Source organism: Cupriavidus numazuensis, assembly GCF_905397435.1.
Lineage (GTDB): Bacteria > Pseudomonadota > Gammaproteobacteria > Burkholderiales > Burkholderiaceae > Cupriavidus > Cupriavidus numazuensis.
The window spans coordinates 42,933-60,762 of record NZ_CAJPVI010000016.1; the positions used below are offsets into that span (position 1 = coordinate 42,933).

Annotated in this window: 19 protein-coding genes and 1 other RNA gene; 15 read left to right on the plus strand and 5 right to left on the minus strand. The window is 63.3% G+C overall.

Annotated features, from left to right (window positions below; translation table 11 throughout):
- Nucleotides 1-6: 6 nt before the first annotated feature.
- A complete protein-coding gene (locus KHO41_RS14420; RefSeq protein WP_211953962.1) occupies nucleotides 7-465 on the minus strand; it encodes an Lrp/AsnC family transcriptional regulator in 459 nt (152 codons plus the stop codon).
- A 60-nt stretch (nucleotides 466-525) separates the two neighbouring features.
- Nucleotides 526-1,086 carry a cysteine dioxygenase family protein gene (locus tag KHO41_RS14425; protein WP_211953963.1) on the minus strand — a complete coding sequence of 187 codons (561 nt, stop codon included), beginning with the start codon at nucleotides 1,084-1,086 and terminating at the stop codon, nucleotides 526-528.
- Between the two features lie 209 nt (nucleotides 1,087-1,295).
- Here KHO41_RS14425 and KHO41_RS14430 point away from each other — a divergent pair, with 209 nt between their 5' ends.
- The 6 genes from KHO41_RS14430 (at nucleotide 1,296) to KHO41_RS14455 (ending at nucleotide 7,202) form a co-directional block, all read left to right on the plus strand.
- Nucleotides 1,296-2,243 carry a LysR family transcriptional regulator gene (locus KHO41_RS14430; RefSeq protein WP_211953964.1) on the plus strand — a complete coding sequence of 316 codons (948 nt, stop codon included), beginning with the start codon at nucleotides 1,296-1,298 and terminating at the stop codon, nucleotides 2,241-2,243.
- Nucleotides 2,244-2,529: 286 nt separating this feature from the next.
- A complete protein-coding gene (locus KHO41_RS14435) occupies nucleotides 2,530-3,837 on the plus strand; it encodes a Glu/Leu/Phe/Val family dehydrogenase (protein WP_211953965.1) in 1,308 nt (435 codons plus the stop codon).
- Nucleotides 3,838-4,086: 249 nt separating this feature from the next.
- Entirely contained in the window at nucleotides 4,087-4,986 is a 900-nt protein-coding gene (locus KHO41_RS14440) for a glutamate/aspartate ABC transporter substrate-binding protein (RefSeq protein WP_211953966.1), read from the plus strand.
- 63 nt (nucleotides 4,987-5,049) lie between these two features.
- Entirely contained in the window at nucleotides 5,050-5,778 is a 729-nt protein-coding gene (locus KHO41_RS14445) for an amino acid ABC transporter permease (RefSeq protein ID WP_211953967.1), read from the plus strand.
- A 9-nt stretch (nucleotides 5,779-5,787) separates the two neighbouring features.
- Nucleotides 5,788-6,471, plus strand: coding sequence for a glutamate/aspartate ABC transporter permease GltK (gene gltK, locus KHO41_RS14450; RefSeq protein ID WP_211953968.1), 684 nt, complete (start codon nucleotides 5,788-5,790; stop codon nucleotides 6,469-6,471).
- Nucleotides 6,468-7,202, plus strand: coding sequence for an amino acid ABC transporter ATP-binding protein (locus KHO41_RS14455; protein WP_211953969.1), 735 nt, complete (start codon nucleotides 6,468-6,470; stop codon nucleotides 7,200-7,202). The genes gltK and KHO41_RS14455 overlap by 4 nt, the downstream gene beginning before the upstream one ends.
- 899 nt (nucleotides 7,203-8,101) lie before the next feature.
- Here the strand turns inward: KHO41_RS14455 and KHO41_RS14460 are convergent.
- Entirely contained in the window at nucleotides 8,102-8,932 is an 831-nt protein-coding gene (locus KHO41_RS14460) for a class II glutamine amidotransferase (protein WP_011296651.1), read from the minus strand.
- A 132-nt stretch (nucleotides 8,933-9,064) separates the two neighbouring features.
- Here KHO41_RS14460 and KHO41_RS14465 point away from each other — a divergent pair, with 132 nt between their 5' ends.
- The 5 genes from KHO41_RS14465 to rnpB all read left to right on the plus strand — a co-directional run bounded on the left by KHO41_RS14465 (nucleotide 9,065) and on the right by rnpB (nucleotide 13,760).
- Nucleotides 9,065-10,138 carry a tartrate dehydrogenase gene (locus KHO41_RS14465; protein ID WP_211953970.1) on the plus strand — a complete coding sequence of 358 codons (1,074 nt, stop codon included), beginning with the start codon at nucleotides 9,065-9,067 and terminating at the stop codon, nucleotides 10,136-10,138.
- The gene (locus tag KHO41_RS14470; RefSeq protein WP_211953971.1) at nucleotides 10,135-11,448 is read left to right on the plus strand and encodes a glycerate kinase type-2 family protein; all 1,314 of its coding nucleotides are present in this window, start codon (nucleotides 10,135-10,137) and stop codon (nucleotides 11,446-11,448) included. The genes KHO41_RS14465 and KHO41_RS14470 overlap by 4 nt, the downstream gene beginning before the upstream one ends.
- Nucleotides 11,449-11,492: 44 nt before the next feature.
- Nucleotides 11,493-12,527, plus strand: a complete 1,035-nt coding sequence (gene pyrC, locus KHO41_RS14475) for a dihydroorotase (protein WP_211953972.1) — start codon at nucleotides 11,493-11,495, stop codon at nucleotides 12,525-12,527.
- An 11-nt stretch (nucleotides 12,528-12,538) separates the two neighbouring features.
- A complete protein-coding gene (locus KHO41_RS14480; protein ID WP_376989577.1) occupies nucleotides 12,539-13,381 on the plus strand; it encodes a DUF3025 domain-containing protein in 843 nt (280 codons plus the stop codon).
- A gap of 36 nt (nucleotides 13,382-13,417) precedes the next feature.
- An RNA gene (gene rnpB, locus KHO41_RS14485) (RNase P RNA component class A) lies at nucleotides 13,418-13,760 on the plus strand.
- A 51-nt stretch (nucleotides 13,761-13,811) separates the two neighbouring features.
- Here the strand turns inward: rnpB and KHO41_RS14490 are convergent.
- Complete coding sequence (locus KHO41_RS14490; protein WP_211953973.1) at nucleotides 13,812-14,234, minus strand: OsmC family protein; 423 nt, start codon at nucleotides 14,232-14,234, stop codon at nucleotides 13,812-13,814.
- A gap of 736 nt (nucleotides 14,235-14,970) precedes the next feature.
- Here KHO41_RS14490 and rplM point away from each other — a divergent pair.
- The 4 genes from rplM to erpA all read left to right on the plus strand — a co-directional run bounded on the left by rplM (nucleotide 14,971) and on the right by erpA (nucleotide 16,983).
- Nucleotides 14,971-15,399, plus strand: a complete 429-nt coding sequence (rplM, locus tag KHO41_RS14495) for a 50S ribosomal protein L13 (protein ID WP_010813907.1) — start codon at nucleotides 14,971-14,973, stop codon at nucleotides 15,397-15,399.
- A gap of 12 nt (nucleotides 15,400-15,411) precedes the next feature.
- On the plus strand, nucleotides 15,412-15,804 hold the full coding sequence (gene rpsI, locus KHO41_RS14500; protein WP_011296659.1) for a 30S ribosomal protein S9: 393 nt from the start codon (nucleotides 15,412-15,414) through the stop codon (nucleotides 15,802-15,804).
- A gap of 237 nt (nucleotides 15,805-16,041) precedes the next feature.
- Nucleotides 16,042-16,503, plus strand: coding sequence for a bactofilin family protein (locus tag KHO41_RS14505; RefSeq protein ID WP_211953974.1), 462 nt, complete (start codon nucleotides 16,042-16,044; stop codon nucleotides 16,501-16,503).
- Between the two features lie 111 nt (nucleotides 16,504-16,614).
- Nucleotides 16,615-16,983, plus strand: coding sequence for an iron-sulfur cluster insertion protein ErpA (erpA, locus tag KHO41_RS14510; RefSeq protein WP_010813904.1), 369 nt, complete (start codon nucleotides 16,615-16,617; stop codon nucleotides 16,981-16,983).
- A gap of 46 nt (nucleotides 16,984-17,029) precedes the next feature.
- On the opposite strand, the gene KHO41_RS14515 is transcribed toward erpA, so the two are convergent.
- Nucleotides 17,030-17,830 carry a phytanoyl-CoA dioxygenase family protein gene (locus KHO41_RS14515; RefSeq protein WP_211953975.1) on the minus strand — a complete coding sequence of 267 codons (801 nt, stop codon included), beginning with the start codon at nucleotides 17,828-17,830 and terminating at the stop codon, nucleotides 17,030-17,032.

Consider the following 17,830-nt stretch of genomic DNA (forward strand, 5'->3'; position numbering starts at 1 on the left):
GCGCCGCTACGCGTAGTCGAGCGGCAGCGCCGTCGTGTACTTGATCTGCTCCATCGCAAAGCTCGAACTGACGTCGGCCAGTTCCGCACCCTGGATCAGCTTCTTGTACACGCGGTCGTACGCGGCGATATCGGGCACGACCACGCGCAGCAGGTAGTCGGTATCCCCCGCCATGCGGTAGAACTCGGTTACTTCTGGAATCGACGCAACCAGCGCGTGGAACTGCTTCAGCCACTTGACGTTGTGCTGCGCCGTGCGGACCGAGACAAACACCGTCACGCCCGCGTTCAGCTTGTCGGCGTCGAGCAGCGCCACGCGCTTTCGGATCAGCCCGGCTTCTTCGAGCTTCTGGATGCGGCGCCAGCACGGCGTCGAAGTCAGTCCGATGCGTTCGCCGATCTCGGCCACCGGCACGGTGGCGTCTTCCTGCAGGATGGCAAGGATCTGTTTGTCGTAGCGGTCCATGGATGTCTGCGTCCTTTCACGGGGATGCGGCAGCGTTCGCGCCGTCCCCATGCCGGCGCGTCAGGCGTCGTCGGTATCAACCAGCAGGTTGACGCCGGTGGAGATGTGGTCCCGGTCGACGCCGTACAGGTGCAGCGATACGGCGATGGCGTCGCTGGCATTGCCCAGCGAATGAATATGCTGCAGCCCGGCCGGCACGCTGAAGGTTGCGCCTGCCTGGCGTTCGACATTGCCGGTCAGCGTCGCGAGTCGGCTGGCCGGATCCCATTGATAGTGGCGCTCGCTCAGCGTGCCGCGCAGCACGCGGTAGGCGCACCACGTGCGGTGCCCGTGCACGGGGCTTGCCTGCCCGGGCCGCCAGACCAATAGCATCGCGGAGAAGCGCGCAAGCGGATCGGCATAGACCAGATGGCGTGTGTAGGTGTCCGGACTGCCGAGCAGCGCGCCCGGCGGCAGGCAGGCCAGCAGGGTGTCGGCGTCGGGCAGACAGCTGTCGATATTGCCGGCTACCAGGCGCGCGCTGTGCGCGAAGGTGGCCTCCATGCTTTGCGCGAGCTGGCCCAGCGGGCTGGCGTGGATGGTGGTCATGCCGCCAGAAGCGGTGGCGGGGCGGGATTGCATGGCTGGCTCCGTGACGTTCTTGGTATGAGGCAATCATAGGTTCGGATCCGGAGCAAAGGCATGCATTCTGTCGTCCTGAATGGCAGGATTGTGACATCACATGCTACGTATATGCACGTGTGTAGAATAGGATTCTACATCCAGCGCATCTCCCGGAACCGCGTGCGCGCCAGTGACGACAGCGTCCGAGCCGGTGGATAATCCGCGTCATGGAAATCAAATGGCTTGAAGACTTCGTCAGCCTGGCCGAGACGCACAGCTTCTCGCGCTCGGCCGAACTGCGGCATGTCACGCAGCCGGCGTTCTCGCGCCGGATCCAGTCGCTTGAGGCGTGGGTCGGCACGGAGCTGATCGACCGCTCCAGCTACCCGACCAGCCTGACCGCCGCCGGCAAGGTGTTCTACGAGCAGGCACTGGCCATGCTGGCGCAGGTCAGCGAGACGCGCGCGCTGATGCGCGGGCAGCGCTCGTCCAACGCGCAGGTGCTGGAATTCGCGGTCCCGCACACGCTGTCGCTGACGTTCTTTCCGGAATGGCTCAAGACGCTCGAGCGCAAGGTCGGCACGCTGCCGTGCCGGTTGCGCGCGCTTAACGTGCATGACGCGGTGCTGCTGCTGGTCGAGGGCGGCTGCGACCTGGTCATGGTGTACCACCATGCACGCCAGGCGATCCAGCTCGATCCCGCGCGCTACGACATGCTCGTGCTGGGCATCGAGCGGCTGTCGCCGTACAGCGTGCCCGACAGCACAGGCAAGCCGCTGTACCGGCTTCCCGGTACGGACAAGAAGCCGGTGCCGTTCCTGAGCTACACGCCCAATGCCTTCCTCGGCCGCATGGTGGACATGCTGCTCGCCGATACTTCGGAAGAGCTCAAGCTGGACAAATGCTACGAGACCGATATGGCCGAGGCGCTCAAGGTCATGGCGCTCTCGGGGCATGGCATGGCCTTTCTGCCCGAGAGCGCGGTGCGCGACGACGTGGCGCAGGGCCGGCTGGTGCGGGCCGAGTCGGCGCGCGGGCTGCCGCTGTCGATCGACATGGAGATCCGCCTGTACCGCGAGCGGCCCGGCGATAACGGCAACGACCGGCGGGCGACGGCGGCACGCAGGAAGCGGCAGTTGGTGGATCGGGTGTGGTCGACGTTGGTGTCAGATTAACGAAGGTTTGCTCCCCTCTCCTGCTTGCGGGAGAGGGGCCGGGGGAGAGGGCAGGCGCGTGACAAGCACCGTCGCGCATGGCTTCGTGGAGACGCCGGCCCTCTCCCCAACCCTCTCCCGCAAGCGGGAGAGGGAGCATGCCCGGGGTCTGCAAGAGGCTTTCCTAAGTTGACCAGTCATCTCAAACGTTATGCACCTTTTGCATGACCGGATGAGCAAACGGCATTGGATTCCGGATATGCCCCACCCCTAAGCTTGCGGGCATTCTCCACCCCGGAACCCACTGATGTCCTCCGCAGCACCGACCCATACTGCTGGCCAAAAGCACGCACTGCCGTCCTACCTCAACGCCGACAACCTCGGCCCCTGGGGCATCTACCTGCAACAAGTCGACCGTGTCACGCCTTACCTGGGCTCGCTGGCACGCTGGGTTGAAACCCTCAAGCGTCCCAAGCGCGCGATGATCGTCGACGTACCCATCGAGTTGGACAACGGCACCATCGCCCACTACGAGGGCTACCGCGTGCAGCACAACCTGTCGCGCGGCCCGGGCAAGGGCGGCGTGCGCTTCCACCAGGACGTGACGTTGTCGGAAGTCATGGCGCTGTCGGCGTGGATGTCGGTGAAGAACGCCGCAGTGAACGTGCCCTACGGCGGCGCCAAGGGCGGTATCCGCGTGGATCCGCGCACGCTGTCGCACGCCGAGCTGGAACGCCTGACGCGCCGCTACACCAGCGAAATCAACATCATCATCGGACCGAGCAAGGACATCCCGGCGCCGGACGTCAACACCAATGCCCAGGTGATGGCGTGGATGATGGACACGTACTCGATGAACTCCGGCAGCACCGCGACCGGTGTCGTGACCGGGAAGCCGATCTCGCTGGGTGGCTCGCTGGGCCGCCATGAGGCGACCGGCCGCGGCGTGTTCGTGGTCGGTTCCGAGGCCGCGCGCAATATCGGCCTGGAGATCAAGGGCGCCCGCGTGGCGGTGCAGGGCTTCGGCAACGTTGGCGCCGTGGCCGCGAAGCTGTTCCAGGAGGCCGGCGCCAAGGTGGTGGCCGTGCAGGATCACCGCACCACGCTGTACAACCCGGCTGGCCTGGACGTGCCGGCGATGATGGAATACGCGTCGCACAGCGGTACCGTCGACGGCTTCCAGGCGGAAACCATCTCGTCGGAGCAGTTCTGGCAGGTGGACTGCGACATCCTGATCCCGGCGGCGCTGGAAGGCCAGATTACGGCGAAGAACGCGCCCCAGATCAAGGCACGCCTGGTCATTGAAGGTGCAAACGGCCCGACGACGCCCGAAGCCGATGACATCCTGCGCGAGCGCAATATCCTCGTGGCACCGGACGTGATCGCCAACGCCGGCGGCGTAACGGTGTCGTATTTCGAGTGGGTGCAGGATTTCTCCAGCTTCTTCTGGACCGAGCAAGAAATCAACGAACGCCTGGTACGGATCATGCAAGAGGCGTTCCGCGCCATCTGGCAGGTCGCGCAGGACAACAAGGTAACGCTGCGCACCGCCGCGTTTATCGTGGCCTGTACGCGCATCCTGCAGGCGCGCGAAATGCGCGGCCTGTACCCCTGATGCAGATGTCGTTGCGCGCTCAACCGACCTGTTGCGGCGCAGCAACGTCAGACTGACCATCGGACGCGGCCCGGGGAAAGCTTCCCCGGGCCGCGTTGTCATATCTGCGTTGCTGCGCAGGTATGCCTTGAATCGGGACTCTAGGAGTAAAACCCAGTTGTCTTGATGGGGAGCGTGCGCAATACTGTTTCATCTGTGGGACATTCGTCAGTAGAATCCCGCCTTTCTCTTCATGGTCAAGGAGATGTTATGAAAATTGCCAAGTTGGCTTCCCTGATGATGGCCGCTGGCCTGGTGTGCGGTTCCGCACAGGCAGCCGAGCCGCTGACGGGCACGCTGAAGAAGATCAAAGACACCGGTGTGATTACGCTTGGCGTGCGTGATTCGTCGATCCCGTTCAACTACAACCTTGGCGGCGTCCGTCAGGTCGGCTATTCCTACGACATCAACATGAAGATCGTGGAAGCCATCAAGGACCAGTTGAAGCTGCCGAACCTGCAGGTGAAGGAAATCCCGATCACCTCGCAGAACCGCATCACGCTGCTGCAGAACGGCACCATCGACATCGAGTGCGGCTCGACCACCAATAACCTGGAACGCCAGAAGCAGGTTTCGTTCACCGACAGCATCTTCATCATCGGCACTCGCATCATGGTGAAGAAGGATGGCGGCATCAAGGACTGGGCCGACCTGAAGGGCAAGAACGTCGTGACCACCGCTGGCACCACGTCCGAGCGCCTGCTGCGCAAGATGAATGATGATCAGAAGCTGGGCATGAACATCATCAGCACCAAGGACCATGGCCAGTCGTTCCTGACGCTGGAATCGGGCCGCGCGGTGGCGTTCATGATGGACGACGCGCTGCTGTACGGTGAGCGCGCCAAGGCCAAGAACCCGGCCGACTGGATCGTCGTGGGCAAGCCGCAATCGCGCGAGGCCTATGGCTGCATGATCCGCAAGGACGATCCGCAGTTCAAGAAGGTTTCCGACACCGTGATCGCCGGCATGATGAAGGATGGCTCGGTCAATACCCTGTACACCAAGTGGTTCATGCAGCCGGTGCCGCCGAAGGGTCTGAATCTTGATTTCCCGCTTTCGGAAGACATGAAGGCGCTCATCAAGACTCCGAACGACAAGGCGCTCGACTGACCTGCTGAAATCAGGCGTGCGAAACGGAAGGCGAGTCCTTCCGTTTCTTTTTGAGGACGCAACATGAACTACAACTGGCATTGGGGAGTATTCCTCGAGCAGGCCGCCCAGAACGAGACCTACCTCGACTGGATGATTTCGGGCCTGAAGGTTACGATCGCGCTCGGGCTGTCGTCCTGGGTTATCGCGCTCGCTATCGGCTCGGTGCTCGGCGTGCTGCGCACGGTGCCGAACAAGTGGCTGTCTGGCTTCGCCGCGGCCTACGTCGAGCTTTTCCGCAACATCCCGCTGCTGGTGCAGCTGTTCATCTGGTATTTCGTCGGCCCGGAGCTGCTGCCCGGCGGCGAGGCGATCAAGCAGATGAACCCGTTCACCCAGCAGTTTCTGGCGGCCATGCTGTGCCTGGGCACCTTTACCGCGGCGCGTGTCTGCGAACAGGTGCGTTCGGGCATCAATTCGCTGCCGCGTGGTCAGAAGAACGCCGGCCTGGCGATGGGTTTCACGCTGCCGCAGACCTACCGCTTCGTGCTGCTGCCGATGGCCTTCCGCGTTATCGTGCCGCCGCTGACTTCCGAGTTCCTGAACATCTTCAAGAACTCGGCGGTGGCATCGACGATCGGCCTGCTGGAACTGGCGGCCCAGGGACGCCAGCTCGTGGATTACACCGCGCGCCCGTATGAGTCGTTCATCGCGGTGACGGTGATGTACGCGCTCATCAACATCGTCGTCATGCTGGTCATGCGCTGGGTCGAAGCCCGCAGCCGCGTACCTGGCTTTATCGGCAGCAAGTAAGGGGGCGCCATGGCATACGAATTCGACTTCAGTTCCATCACCCCGGCCACGCTGGACGTGCTGGGCGAGGGCATGCTGGTCTCGCTCAAGATCACGGTCACGGCCATCATCGTCGGCATTGTCTGGGGCACCATCCTGGCGATGATGCGGCTGTCGTCCGTCAAGCCGCTGAACTGGTTCGCGCAGGGGTATGTGACCATCTTCCGCTCCATCCCGCTGGTGATGGTGCTGCTGTGGTTCTTCCTGATCATCCCGCAGGTGCTGCAGAACATCTTCAACCTGTCGCCGGCATCCGACCTGCGCATGACCTCGGCCCTGATCGCCTTTTCGCTGTTCGAGGCGGCCTACTATTCCGAGATCATCCGGGCCGGTATCCAGAGCGTGTCGCGCGGGCAGATGTTCGCGGCGCAGGCGCTGGGCATGACCTACGGCCAGACCATGAGGCTGGTGATCTTGCCGCAGGCGTTCCGCAACATGGTGCCGCTGCTGCTGACACAGGGCATCATCCTGTTTCAGGATACGTCGCTGGTCTATGTGAGCGCGCTGGCGGATTTCTTCGGCCAGGCCTATGGCGTGGGCGAGCGTGACGGCCGCATCGTCGAAATGCTGCTGTTCGCCGGCCTCGTGTATTTTGTTATCTGCTACTCCGTTTCGCTGATGGTCAAGCGTTACCAGAAAAAGGTGGCCCTATGATTGAAATCAACAATGTTTCCAAGTGGTATGGCGCCTTCCAGGTGCTGACCGACTGCACCACCAGGGTTGCCAAGGGCGAAGTCGTGGTGGTCTGCGGGCCGTCGGGCTCGGGCAAGTCGACGCTGATCAAGACCGTCAATGCGCTGGAGCCGTTCCAGAAGGGCGACATCCTGGTGGATGGCACCTCGGTCGGCGATCCGAAGACCAACCTGCCCAAGCTGCGTTCGCGCGTGGGCATGGTGTTCCAGAACTTCGAGCTGTTCCCGCACCTGTCGATTACCGAGAACCTGACCATCGCCCAGATGAAGGTGCTCGGCCGTTCGAAGGACGAGGCCACGGCCAAGGGCCTGAAGTACCTGGAGCGCGTGGGCCTGAAGAGCCAGGCGGCCAAGTACCCGGGCCAGCTGTCGGGCGGCCAGCAGCAGCGTGTGGCGATCGCCCGCGCGCTGTCGATGGATCCGATCTGCATGCTGTTCGATGAACCGACTTCGGCGCTGGACCCCGAAATGGTCAATGAAGTGCTGGACGTGATGGTGCAGCTCGCGCAGGAAGGCATGACCATGATGTGCGTGACCCATGAAATGGGCTTCGCGCGCAAGGTGGCCAACCGCGTGATCTTCATGGACGCCGGCAAGATCGTCGAGGACTGCGAGAAGGAAGAGTTCTTCGGCAATATCGACCATCGCTCGGAACGGGCGAAGCAGTTCCTGTCGAAGATTCTGCAGCACTGAGGTCTTGCGGCTTGTTGCGAGAAAAAAATGTTCTTCGACGAATTGTGGGGTTGTCGTTCTTGGCGGGCGCCGCTGTTTCGCCGGCGTAGCCGGCGACCTACTCTTTTGTCCGAGCGACAAAAGAGTAGGCAGAAAAGCGCGTCGTTGCCGCTGGCCATCAATTCCACGGCGACAGTGGTTCAAACGGCTTTGGACGCCTGCGATGGTGGTCGGCCGTTCCAACCTGCTAACGCTATGTGAGTCAGAACCTGTGCCTGACGCGGCACGGCTTTTGGACGATCCCCAAGACGGACTCGGGTACAGCGTTCCAACCAGGTCAGTGGTGGGACGCCTTCGGCTGCGCTGCGCGCACGTCGTCGTCTGGACGCAAGCTCATCAACGTCGCTGGCGCCCGAGTCCCCGTTCCAGTTTCAGTTCCTGATTTCCTGTCTCTACGCGCATGCAATGCGCCCAAGGCATCGTCACTGAAGCGCCGTTCGGGTCAGACCTTCGCGGCCTTACTCCGAGCCGCGCGTAGCGCAGCCGTAGGCGTCCCTGTGAGGGCGTTGTTAGAAGGGACCACTCCGTAATCCGGGTTCGCTCGTACGCGCTGTCCCATCCTAATCATCTACGCGGCAGGCAGTCCAGCGGTCCTCTGATGCCCCAATGGCATTGAGCTCGTGGTTGACCACGTAAACGCGCTTTTGCCTCCTTTTGTCGCTCGGACAAAAGGAGGTCGCCGGCTACGCCGGCGAAACCGCAGCGCCTGCCAAGCACGATAACCCAGCCCGAACGACAAGCCCCCGCCGGCTACGCCGGCGAAACAGCCGCGCATGCCAAGAGCGATACCCCCGCAATTCGGCGATGACCCAAAAAAAAAGACGCCGAGGCGTCCCTTTTCTTTCCGGCCCCTCCTCGATTCACGTACAAGCCGTATTGGCCGCGTTCTTCGCCTGCACTTCCGGCGGAATTGGCACTGACAACGTCATCTCCGGCCGTCCGTCGATGAACATGATCAACTCGCCCGGCTCGAAGGGCGTCCAGGTCTCGTTGTCGGTAAGCGGCTGCGTGGCGATCACCGCGACCCGGTCATCCGGCGTGGTGACCTGGGCGAAGTCGATCGACAGGTCGGCGTCGATCAGGTGCGCGGTCGAGAACGGCCATTGCCGCACGATGTAGTACAGCCGCGTCGAGCAGTGCGCGAACAGGGCCTGTCCGTTGCACAGCAGGAAGTTGAACACACCGTGCGTCGTGATTTCACGCGTGATGTCCGCGAGCGCATGGCACAGCTCGTTCAGCGGCGGCTGCGAACCGGGGAAGCGCTTGCGCAGCCCCTGCATCAACGTGCAGAACGCGAGTTCGCTGTCGGTATCGCCCACCGGCTGGTAGACGCCGGACAGGAATGGCGTGAAGTTCAGCAGGTCGCCGTTGTGGGCGAAGATCCAGTGCCGCCCCCACAGTTCGCGCATGAACGGGTGGCAGTTCTCGAGCAGGACCGTGCCTTGCGTGGCCTTGCGGATATGCGAAATGACGTTCTTCGACTTGATCGGATAGCGCTTGATCAGGTCTGCCACGGGCGACGTGCCCGCCGACTGGTTGTCGATGAACAACCGGCAGGCCTTGTCTTCGAAGAAAGCCACGCCAAAGCCGTCGGCGTGGTGGTCGGTCAGCCCGCCGCGGGCGGCGAAGCCGGTGAAGGAAAACGTCACGTCGGTTGGCGTGGCGCAATTCATGCCTAGCAGCTGGCACATGGCGGGGCACCGGATCGGCAGGGGGCTGCCGCTTTGCAATAGAATGCAGACATTATCCCGCGCGCCCGGGCCGCTGCCAAGCGCACGCCTTCCGGCGCCTCAGGCCATCCCGCACCACCCTTCCCGACAGCTATGAGCCAATACAGGATTGCCGTGATTCCCGGAGACGGAATCGGCACGGAAGTGATGCCCGAGGGCATTCGCGTCATGGATGCCGCCGCACGCAAGTTCGGCATCGATTTCCGGTGGGACCACTTCGATTTCTCCAGCTGCGACTACTACGCGCGCCACGGCAAGATGCTGCCGGACGACTGGTTCGACACGCTGGTGAAGTACGACGCGATCTATTTTGGCGCCGTGGGCTGGCCCGATGCCGTGCCCGATCACGTGTCGCTTTGGGGGTCGCTGCTGCAGTTCCGCCGCTCGTTCGACCAGTACGTGAACCTGCGGCCGGTACGCCTGATGCCCGGCATCAAGAGTCCGCTGGCGGACCGCAAGCCCGGCGACATCGACTTCTATGTCGTGCGCGAGAACACCGAGGGCGAGTACTCGAGCATCGGCGGCCGCATGTTCCCGAACACCGAGCGCGAGATCGTGATGCAGGAAACGGTGATGAGCCGGGTCGGCGTCGACCGCATCCTGAAATTCGCGTTCGAACTGGCGAAGAAGCGCCCGAAGCAGCACCTGACGTCGGCGACGAAGTCCAACGGCATTTCGATCACCATGCCGTACTGGGACGAGCGCGTGGAGGCGATGGCCGCCAGCTATCCCGGCATCAAGGTCGACAAGTACCACATCGACATCCTGACCGCGCACTTCGTCCAGCATCCGGACTGGTTCGACGTGGTGGTGGCGAGCAACCTGTTTGGCGACATCCTGTCCGACCTGGGGCCGGCGTGTACCGGCACGATCGGCGTTGCGCCGTCGGGCAATATCAATCCGGACCGCACGTATCCGAGCCTGTTCGAGCCGGTGCATGGCTCGGCGCCGGACATTGCCGGCCGTGGCGTGGCCAACCCGATTGGCCAGATCTGGTGCGGCGCCATGATGCTGGAGCATCTCGGCCACGACGCGGCCGGTGCCGCCGTGCTCGGCGCCATCGAGAAGGTGTTGTCCGCGGGTCCCGACCATGCGCCGCTGACGCGCGATATCGGCGGCAAGGCGGGCACCGAAGACCTGGGCCGCGCGATCGCGGAGGCACTGTGAGCGCGCCGGGGAGTTTCACGGGCGATCCGCGCGCGCTGCTGCTGGAGACGTTCCAGGCCGCGGTGGCGGCGGCGGATCCACTGAAGATCGTGGCCGAACACTTGCCGCCGCCACAGGCAGGCGGAAGAACGCTGGTTGTGGGGGCGGGCAAGGCCGCCGCGTCGATGGCGCTGGCGGTGGAGGAGGCCTATGCCGGCAAGGCGCAGATCGACGGGCTCGTAGTCACGCGCTACGCGCATGGCCTGCCCACGCAGCATGTGCGCGTGATCGAGGCCGGGCATCCTGTGCCGGACGAGGCCGGGGAACAGGCTGCGGCCGAGATCCTGGCGCAGGTGACAGCACTGACGCCCCAGGACCGCCTGCTGGTGCTGGTGTCCGGCGGCGGTTCGAGTTTGTTGTCCCTGCCTGCCGAAGGCATTCCGATGGCCGATCTCAAGGCCACGACGAAGGAACTGTTGCGCTGCGGAGCGCCGATCACCGAGATGAATATCGTGCGCAAGCACATCTCGCGCATCCAGGGCGGGCGTCTCGCGCAGGCCAGCCAGGCGCCGGTGACGACGTTGATTGTCTCGGACGTGGCCGGCGACGATCCGAGTGCGATCGCCTCGGGGCCAACCGTGGCGGATCCCAGCACGTTCACCGACGCGCTGGATATCCTGCGCCGCTACGGCGCGACGGTGCCGGCTAGTGTCCAGTCGCACCTCGAGCGCGGCGCGCGCGGCGAGGTGGCCGAGACGCCCAAGCCCGGCGATCCGCTGTTCGGGCGTGTCGACAACCGTATGATTGCGACCGCACACGGCAGCCTGCAGGCGGCCGCGGCGCTGTTCCGCGAGCGCGGCATCACCCCGGTGATCCTCGGTGATACGGTAACGGGCGAAGCGCAGGAGGTCGCGCGCGTCTATGCTGCGCTGGTGCGCGAAATTCGCGCGTACAATGCGCCGTTTGCCGCGCCGGTTGCGCTGATTTCGGGCGGTGAATGCACGGTCACATTGCCGGCCGGCGGTGGCAGCAGCAAGGCCCGGGGAGGGCGTTGCTCGGAATTCCTGCTGTCGCTGGCGATCGAACTGGCTGGCATGGAAGGCGTGTACGCCATTGCCGCCGACACCGACGGCATCGACGGCTCCGAGGACAACGCGGGCGCGCTGGCCGATCCGACGACCTTGGCGCGTGCGGAAGCGGCAGGCGTGCCGGCCAGGCGCCAGCTTGACGCGCACGATGCCTGGGGTCTGTTCGATGCGGTCGGCGACCTGGTCGTGACCGGCCCGACGCGCACCAATGTGAACGATTACCGCGCCATCCTGATTCTCTAACTTCCAGTACGCCTGCCGCGCATGCGGCGGCAGGCCCAGCAACCATGACCCAGAAGCTCACCATCACCCGCCCGGACGACTGGCACCTGCACCTGCGCGACGGCGCGGCGCTCGCGGCCGTGCTGCCCGATACCGCGCGCCAGTTCGGCCGCGCGATCATCATGCCGAACCTGAAGCCGCCCGTGACCACGGTCGAGCAGGCGCAGGCCTATCGCGCGCGCATCCTGGCCGCGCTGCCGGCCGGCATGAGCTTCGAGCCGCTGATGACGCTGTACCTGACCGACAACACCCCGGCCGAGGAGATCGTCGCGGCCAAGGCGAGCGGTTTCGTGCATGGCGTCAAGCTGTACCCGGCCGGCGCCACCACCAACAGCGATGCCGGCGTGACCGACATCCGCCGCTGCGCGGGCGCGCTCGAGGCGATGCAGCGTGTCGGCCTGCCGCTGCTGGTGCACGGCGAAGTGACCGATGGTGACATCGACATCTTCGATCGCGAGGCGGTCTTCATCGACCGCGTCATGACGCCGCTGCGCCGCGACTTCCCGGAGCTGAAGGTGGTGTTCGAGCACATCACGACCAAGGATGCGGCCCAGTACGTGCGCGACGCGAGCGGCCCGGTGGGTGCGACCATCACGGCGCACCACCTGCTGTACAACCGCAACGCGATCTTTACCGGCGGCATCCGCCCGCATTACTACTGCCTGCCGGTGCTCAAGCGCGAAACCCATCGCGAGGCGCTGGTCGCCGCCGCAACGTCCGGCAGCGACCGTTTCTTCCTGGGCACCGACAGCGCCCCGCACGCGCGCGGCCTGAAGGAACATGCCTGCGGCTGCGCCGGCTGCTACACCGCGCTGCACGCGATGGAGCTCTATGCCGAGGCCTTCGACGCCGCCGGCGCGCTCGACAAGCTCGAAGCGTTCGCGAGCTTCAACGGTCCGGCCTTCTACGGCCTGCCGCGCAATACCGGCACGTTGACGCTGGAGCGCGAAGACTGGGAACTGCCGGCTGAACTGCCGTACGGCGACGCCACCCTGGTGCCGCTGCGCGCGGGCGAGACGCTGCGCTGGAAGGCGCGCTGAGCCGCACGGCTTTGAGCGTAATCCAATCGGCGGCGAACCACGGGTTCGCCGCTTTGCTTTCGGCGATCGACTGGACGCGCCCGTGGTTCCGGCCCTTTGCGGCCATCGGAGCCGGACTTGGCACGGCCGTGGCGGACGGCGCATCGCTGCATGCCTGCCTCAACGAGCTGGCCAGCGGCATGGTATTGCGCAACGTCCGGAGCCTGCCGCTGACGTTCGTCGCACAAGACGAACTGCCCGTCGGCATCGCCTATGAGGCGCACATCCACGCCACGGGTACGGTGCCGACGCGCGAGAACCTCCACGATTTCTTCAACGCGTTGATCTGGCTGCATTTTCCGCAGGCGAAGGCACGGCTCAATGCGATCCAGGCGCGGGAGATCGCTCACGCCGGCGTACAGGCTGGCCGCGGCGGGGTGCGCGACGCGGCGACACTATTCGACGAGAACGCCTTGCTGTTCCTGAGCAGCGACGCCAGCCTGGAGACAGCGCTGCGCGGGTTTGGCTGGGACGAACTGTTTATCCGGCGCAGGCAGGACTGGGGCCACCAATGCGTGGTGGTGCCCTTCGGTCACGCGTTGCTCGAGAAATTGGTGAATCCGTACAAATCCGTCACGGCGCATGCGTGGCCGCTGGCGCTGCCTGCTGAACCAGCAAGCCCGTTCGCCATCGATCCGTTGGTGGCTGTGTCATTGCAGAAGGCGGCTGATGCAGGGTCGTTGCGTGGCGGCCGCAGCTTCGCGCCATTGCCCGTCATGGGCATTCCGGGCTGGTGCGAAGCGAATGCCGATGCGGCGTTCTATACGGACACGACGGTATTCCGGCCGGGCCGGCGTCACAGCCCTTCAGCCTGACCGGCGGGCCCGCATTGATGTTAGACTTCGGGCCGCAAAGCAGGCCAGACAATCGCTGCTTGCATCGCAAGGTGCAAGGGGAGGAAAGTCCGGACTCCACAGGGCAGGGTGTTGGCTAACAGCCATCCACGGTAACGTGCGGAATAGGGCCACAGAGACGAGTCTTGCCGCCAGGTTCGCCTGGCGGGAAGGGTGAAACGCGGTAACCTCCACCTGGAGCAATCCCAAATAGGCAGGCATCGAGGCGGCCCGCTGAGCCTGCGGGTAGGGAGCTGGAGCCGGCTGGCAACAGTCGGCCTAGAGGAATGGTTGTCACGCGCCGCCGCGCCGCAAGGTGCGGTGGCGTGCACAGAATCCGGCTTATCGGCCTGCTTTGCGCTTGTCTTCCGAGATGCCCGGCCAGTCAATCTGCCCGGGCATTCACATTTCGTCAGCCTTCGACGATTTCCAGCGTGTGCGTGATTTCCGCGGTCTTGGCCAGCATGATCGACGCCGAGCAGTATTTCTCGTGCGACAGCTTGATGGCGCGCTCGACCGTGGCCGGGTTCAGGTTCTTGCCGGTCACCACGAAGTGGAAGTTGATGCGCGTGAAGACCTTCGGATCTTCGCCGGCGCGTTCGGCTTCGAGCTTGACGTCGCAGCCGGTCACTTCCTGGCGCCCGCGCTTGAGGATCAGAACCACGTCATAGGCGGTGCAGCCGCCGGTGCCCAGCAGCACCATTTCCATCGGCCGCGGTGCCAGGTTATGGCCGCCACCTTCCGGGGCGCCGTCCATGGCGACGATGTGGCCGCTGCCGGTCTGGGCCACGAAGCTCATGCCCTCGGCGCCCATCCATGTCACTTTGCATTCCATTTTGTTCGTTCCTGTCGTCTGAGTTGTGTGTATTTGGGCGCAAGCGCGGGATCTCGCATCTTGCTTTTTCCGGGATACGACATCGTAAAGCCTCGGGCGCGGATGCCGATAACCCTGAAGAAACTGAGGGTTTCTTCTAATGTGTCAGTTGCGTGACATCGTGCTTTGCAAATCAACTTGTTGATTTTAAAGGGGAATGATGTCTTTCTTGTTCGGTGTGTGTCTTCCCATGATGTGAAATCACATTTCGCACTGCAAATTTCGCTTGCATCAGGGATTACCCCATGTATAATTCCAATCATTGAACGACGGCGCAGACAGCGCGCCAGAGTGCGAAAGCGAAGCCCCCGGCCAAGCCCTCCGCACCGCCCGCAAGAACACCGTCGATCTCCAAGTGTCTCCTCCACCCTCCTCCTTTGGTGGATTCAAACCCAGGCCAAACCGCCTGGGTTTTTTTTCGCCCATGTCTGGCGAGTGCGGTGGGAGCCATGTTTCCGCTCGTCGGCGTCAGAGTCGTGGCGAACTTGACGAAATCCCTTGACTTTGCTTGTGTCCAGATCGCGTCGCACAGTATAATCTACGGCTTTTCCGCCATGCCCGCGGAAGAGATGCAGGGAGAGCCTGCGAAGACAAGCAGGAAGGCCAGGTCCACAGGATCGGCCGACGAGATTTGCAGGGGCGAGTACAAGCCTTCGCGAGTCAGTATCGGGCAGTTCTCTAATAGTCAGGAAAAATCATGAAGACCTTTTCCGCCAAGCCTCATGAGGTAAAGCGCGACTGGTACGTGATTGACGCGACGGACAAAGTCCTCGGCCGTGTTGCCAGCGAAGTGGCACGCCGTCTGCGCGGCAAGCACAAGCCGGAATTTACTCCGCACGTCGACACGGGTGATTACATCATCATCGTCAATGCAGCCAAGCTGCGTGTCACGGGTACCAAGGAAACGGATAAGAAGTACTATCGCCATTCGGGTTACCCGGGCGGTATCTACGAAACGACGTTCGGCAAGATGCAACAGCGTTTCCCGGGCCGTGCCCTGGAAAAGGCTGTCAAGGGCATGCTGCCGAAGGGTCCGCTGGGCTACGCGATGATCAAGAAGCTGAAGGTTTACGCCGAAGCCGAGCATCCGCACGAAGCGCAGCAGCCCAAGGCGCTGGAAATCTAAGGAGGCCAATCCATGATCGGTAACTGGAATTACGGTACTGGCCGCCGCAAGAGCGCCGTGGCACGTGTCTTCATCAAGTCGGGCAAGGGCGACATCGTCGTCAATGGCAAGCCCATCAAGGAATACTTCGCTCGCGAAACTTCCCTGATGATCGTGCGCCAGCCGCTGGAACTGACCGAGCACGCTGAAACGTTTGACATCAAGGTCAACGTTACCGGCGGCGGCGAAACCGGCCAAGCCGGTGCGGTCCGTCACGGCATCACCCGCGCCCTGATCGACTACGATGCAACGCTGAAGTCGGCCCTGTCGAAGGCTGGCTACGTGACGCGTGACGCACGTGAGGTCGAGCGTAAGAAGGTTGGTTTCCACAAGGCACGTCGCCGCAAGCAGTTCTCGAAGCGCTGATGTGTGTGTTCGCCAGTCCGGCTTGCCGGATTGCGCGACGCCAGAAAAACCGCACGGATTACCGTGCGGTTTTTTTTTTGCCTTTGTTACCCTGCCTGCGGAAAAAGTCACAAATTGCCTCATTGATTGCGCGGGGTTCCTTGCCTGGCTGCGGATACAATCGCGGCGAGTCGTCAGACGGACACTTGGCTGCTGCGCCGATGCAACGGCGGCCACGCGATGAGATACGGAGGAAGGATGTTGTTTTCCAAAAAGAAGGGACTGACGATCGACACGCTGATCGGCGAGGGCACCGCCATCGACGGCGATCTCGTGTTCTCGGGTGGCCTGCGGCTGGACGGCAAGGTGCGCGGCAATATCCGTGCTGCCGGCGACAAGCCCAGCATGCTCGTGATCAGCGAAAAGGGCATGGTGGAAGGCGAGATCGCCGTCGGGCACCTGATCCTGAACGGCACGGTGAAGGGGCCGGTCCACGCAAGCGAACTGCTTGAACTCCAGCCGCACGCGCGCGTGCTCGGGGAGGTGCGGTATGCCGCGCTCGAGATGCATCAGGGCGCGCTCGTCGAAGGTCGACTGATTCCGCTCGGACAGGAAGAGATCAAGGCGTTGCCCAACCTGTCATCCATGCAAGACCCGAGCGAGGCGGCCGACGATATGCCCCTGCCGGGCGAAGGCGCGGAAGCCGGCAAAGCGGCGTAAATACCACGCTACCACGCGCGAAACTTTGCCAGAAGCCCTTGAAAACCAAGGGATTCGGCACGATTTTCCAGTAGCGCTTAAAATACAGGCGTACCTAAACAGGAGAACCCCATGAACGCAGTCGCAGAGGCCCCCGTTACCGAGGACGTGCCGGCACCGTTCGTCTTTACCGACAGCGCAGCCGACAAGGTCAAGCAGCTGATCGAGGAAGAGGGCAATGCCGAGCTGAAGCTGCGCGTGTTCGTGCAGGGCGGCGGCTGCTCTGGCTTCCAGTATGGCTTCACGTTCGACGAGGAAGTCAACGAAGACGACACCACGATGGTCAAGAACGGCGTGACCTTGCTGATCGACTCGATGAGCTACCAGTACCTGGTCGGCGCCGAGATCGACTACAAGGAAGACATCAACGGCGCGCAGTTCGTGATCAAGAACCCGAACGCAAGCACCACCTGTGGTTGCGGCTCGTCGTTCTCGGTCTGAGGCAAGACGTCCCGGAAAAAAAGCGCACCTTCGGGTGCGCTTTTTTTTATGCCGGCGTCGCCCGCCACACGACCGGAAACCAGTCCTCGCGCATCCGCTCGCCGGTCTGCTGATTGATGCCGGGGAACGGCGGCGAGGTACGGCCGGGCCGTTCCAAGAACCGCACGTCATCGCCGAGAAAGCGCGCCGAAAATGCGCGGCGCCGGCCAGTGCCGGTATTGCCGGCAGCGCCGTGAACCGTGCGGAAGTCGAATACCACTGCGTCGCCGGGCTCGAGTTCGGGCTGCAGGATGGTGTGGCTGCCATCTTCGATGTCCGGCATTTCCATAAAGGCATCGTCGCCTCCATAGAAATTCTCGTTGCTGGCCCAGCGTTTGGGGCGGACGAGCCGCGGCCAGCGGTGCGAGCCCGCTACCACGCGCAGCGTATTGGCCTGCGTCACGGGATCCAGCGGAATCCAGTAGCTCGCGGTCTGCAGGCCATCCATGCAGTAATAGGGCAGGTCCTGGTGCCATGGTGTCGGCTTCGCCGTGCCGGGTTCCTTGACGAGGATATGTTCGTGGAACACCTGCACGGCCTGCGATTGCATGATCTGGCCGGCGATGGCCGCGGCCGGTGACTGGCGGATAAAAGCATCGAACGGTTCGATGCGTTGCCAGTTGCAGTAGTCCTCGAAGAAGCGGCCGCGCTCGCCTTCGCGCACGTTCTCGATGGCAAAGGGCCCGGGTTGCGCCAGATTCTGTTCAAAGCCGTCGCGCAGCCGCTCGACCCAGTCGGTGAAGGCGCCACGCAATACCAGCACGCCGTCGCGCTGATAGCTGCTGATCTGTTCTGTGGTGATTTCCAT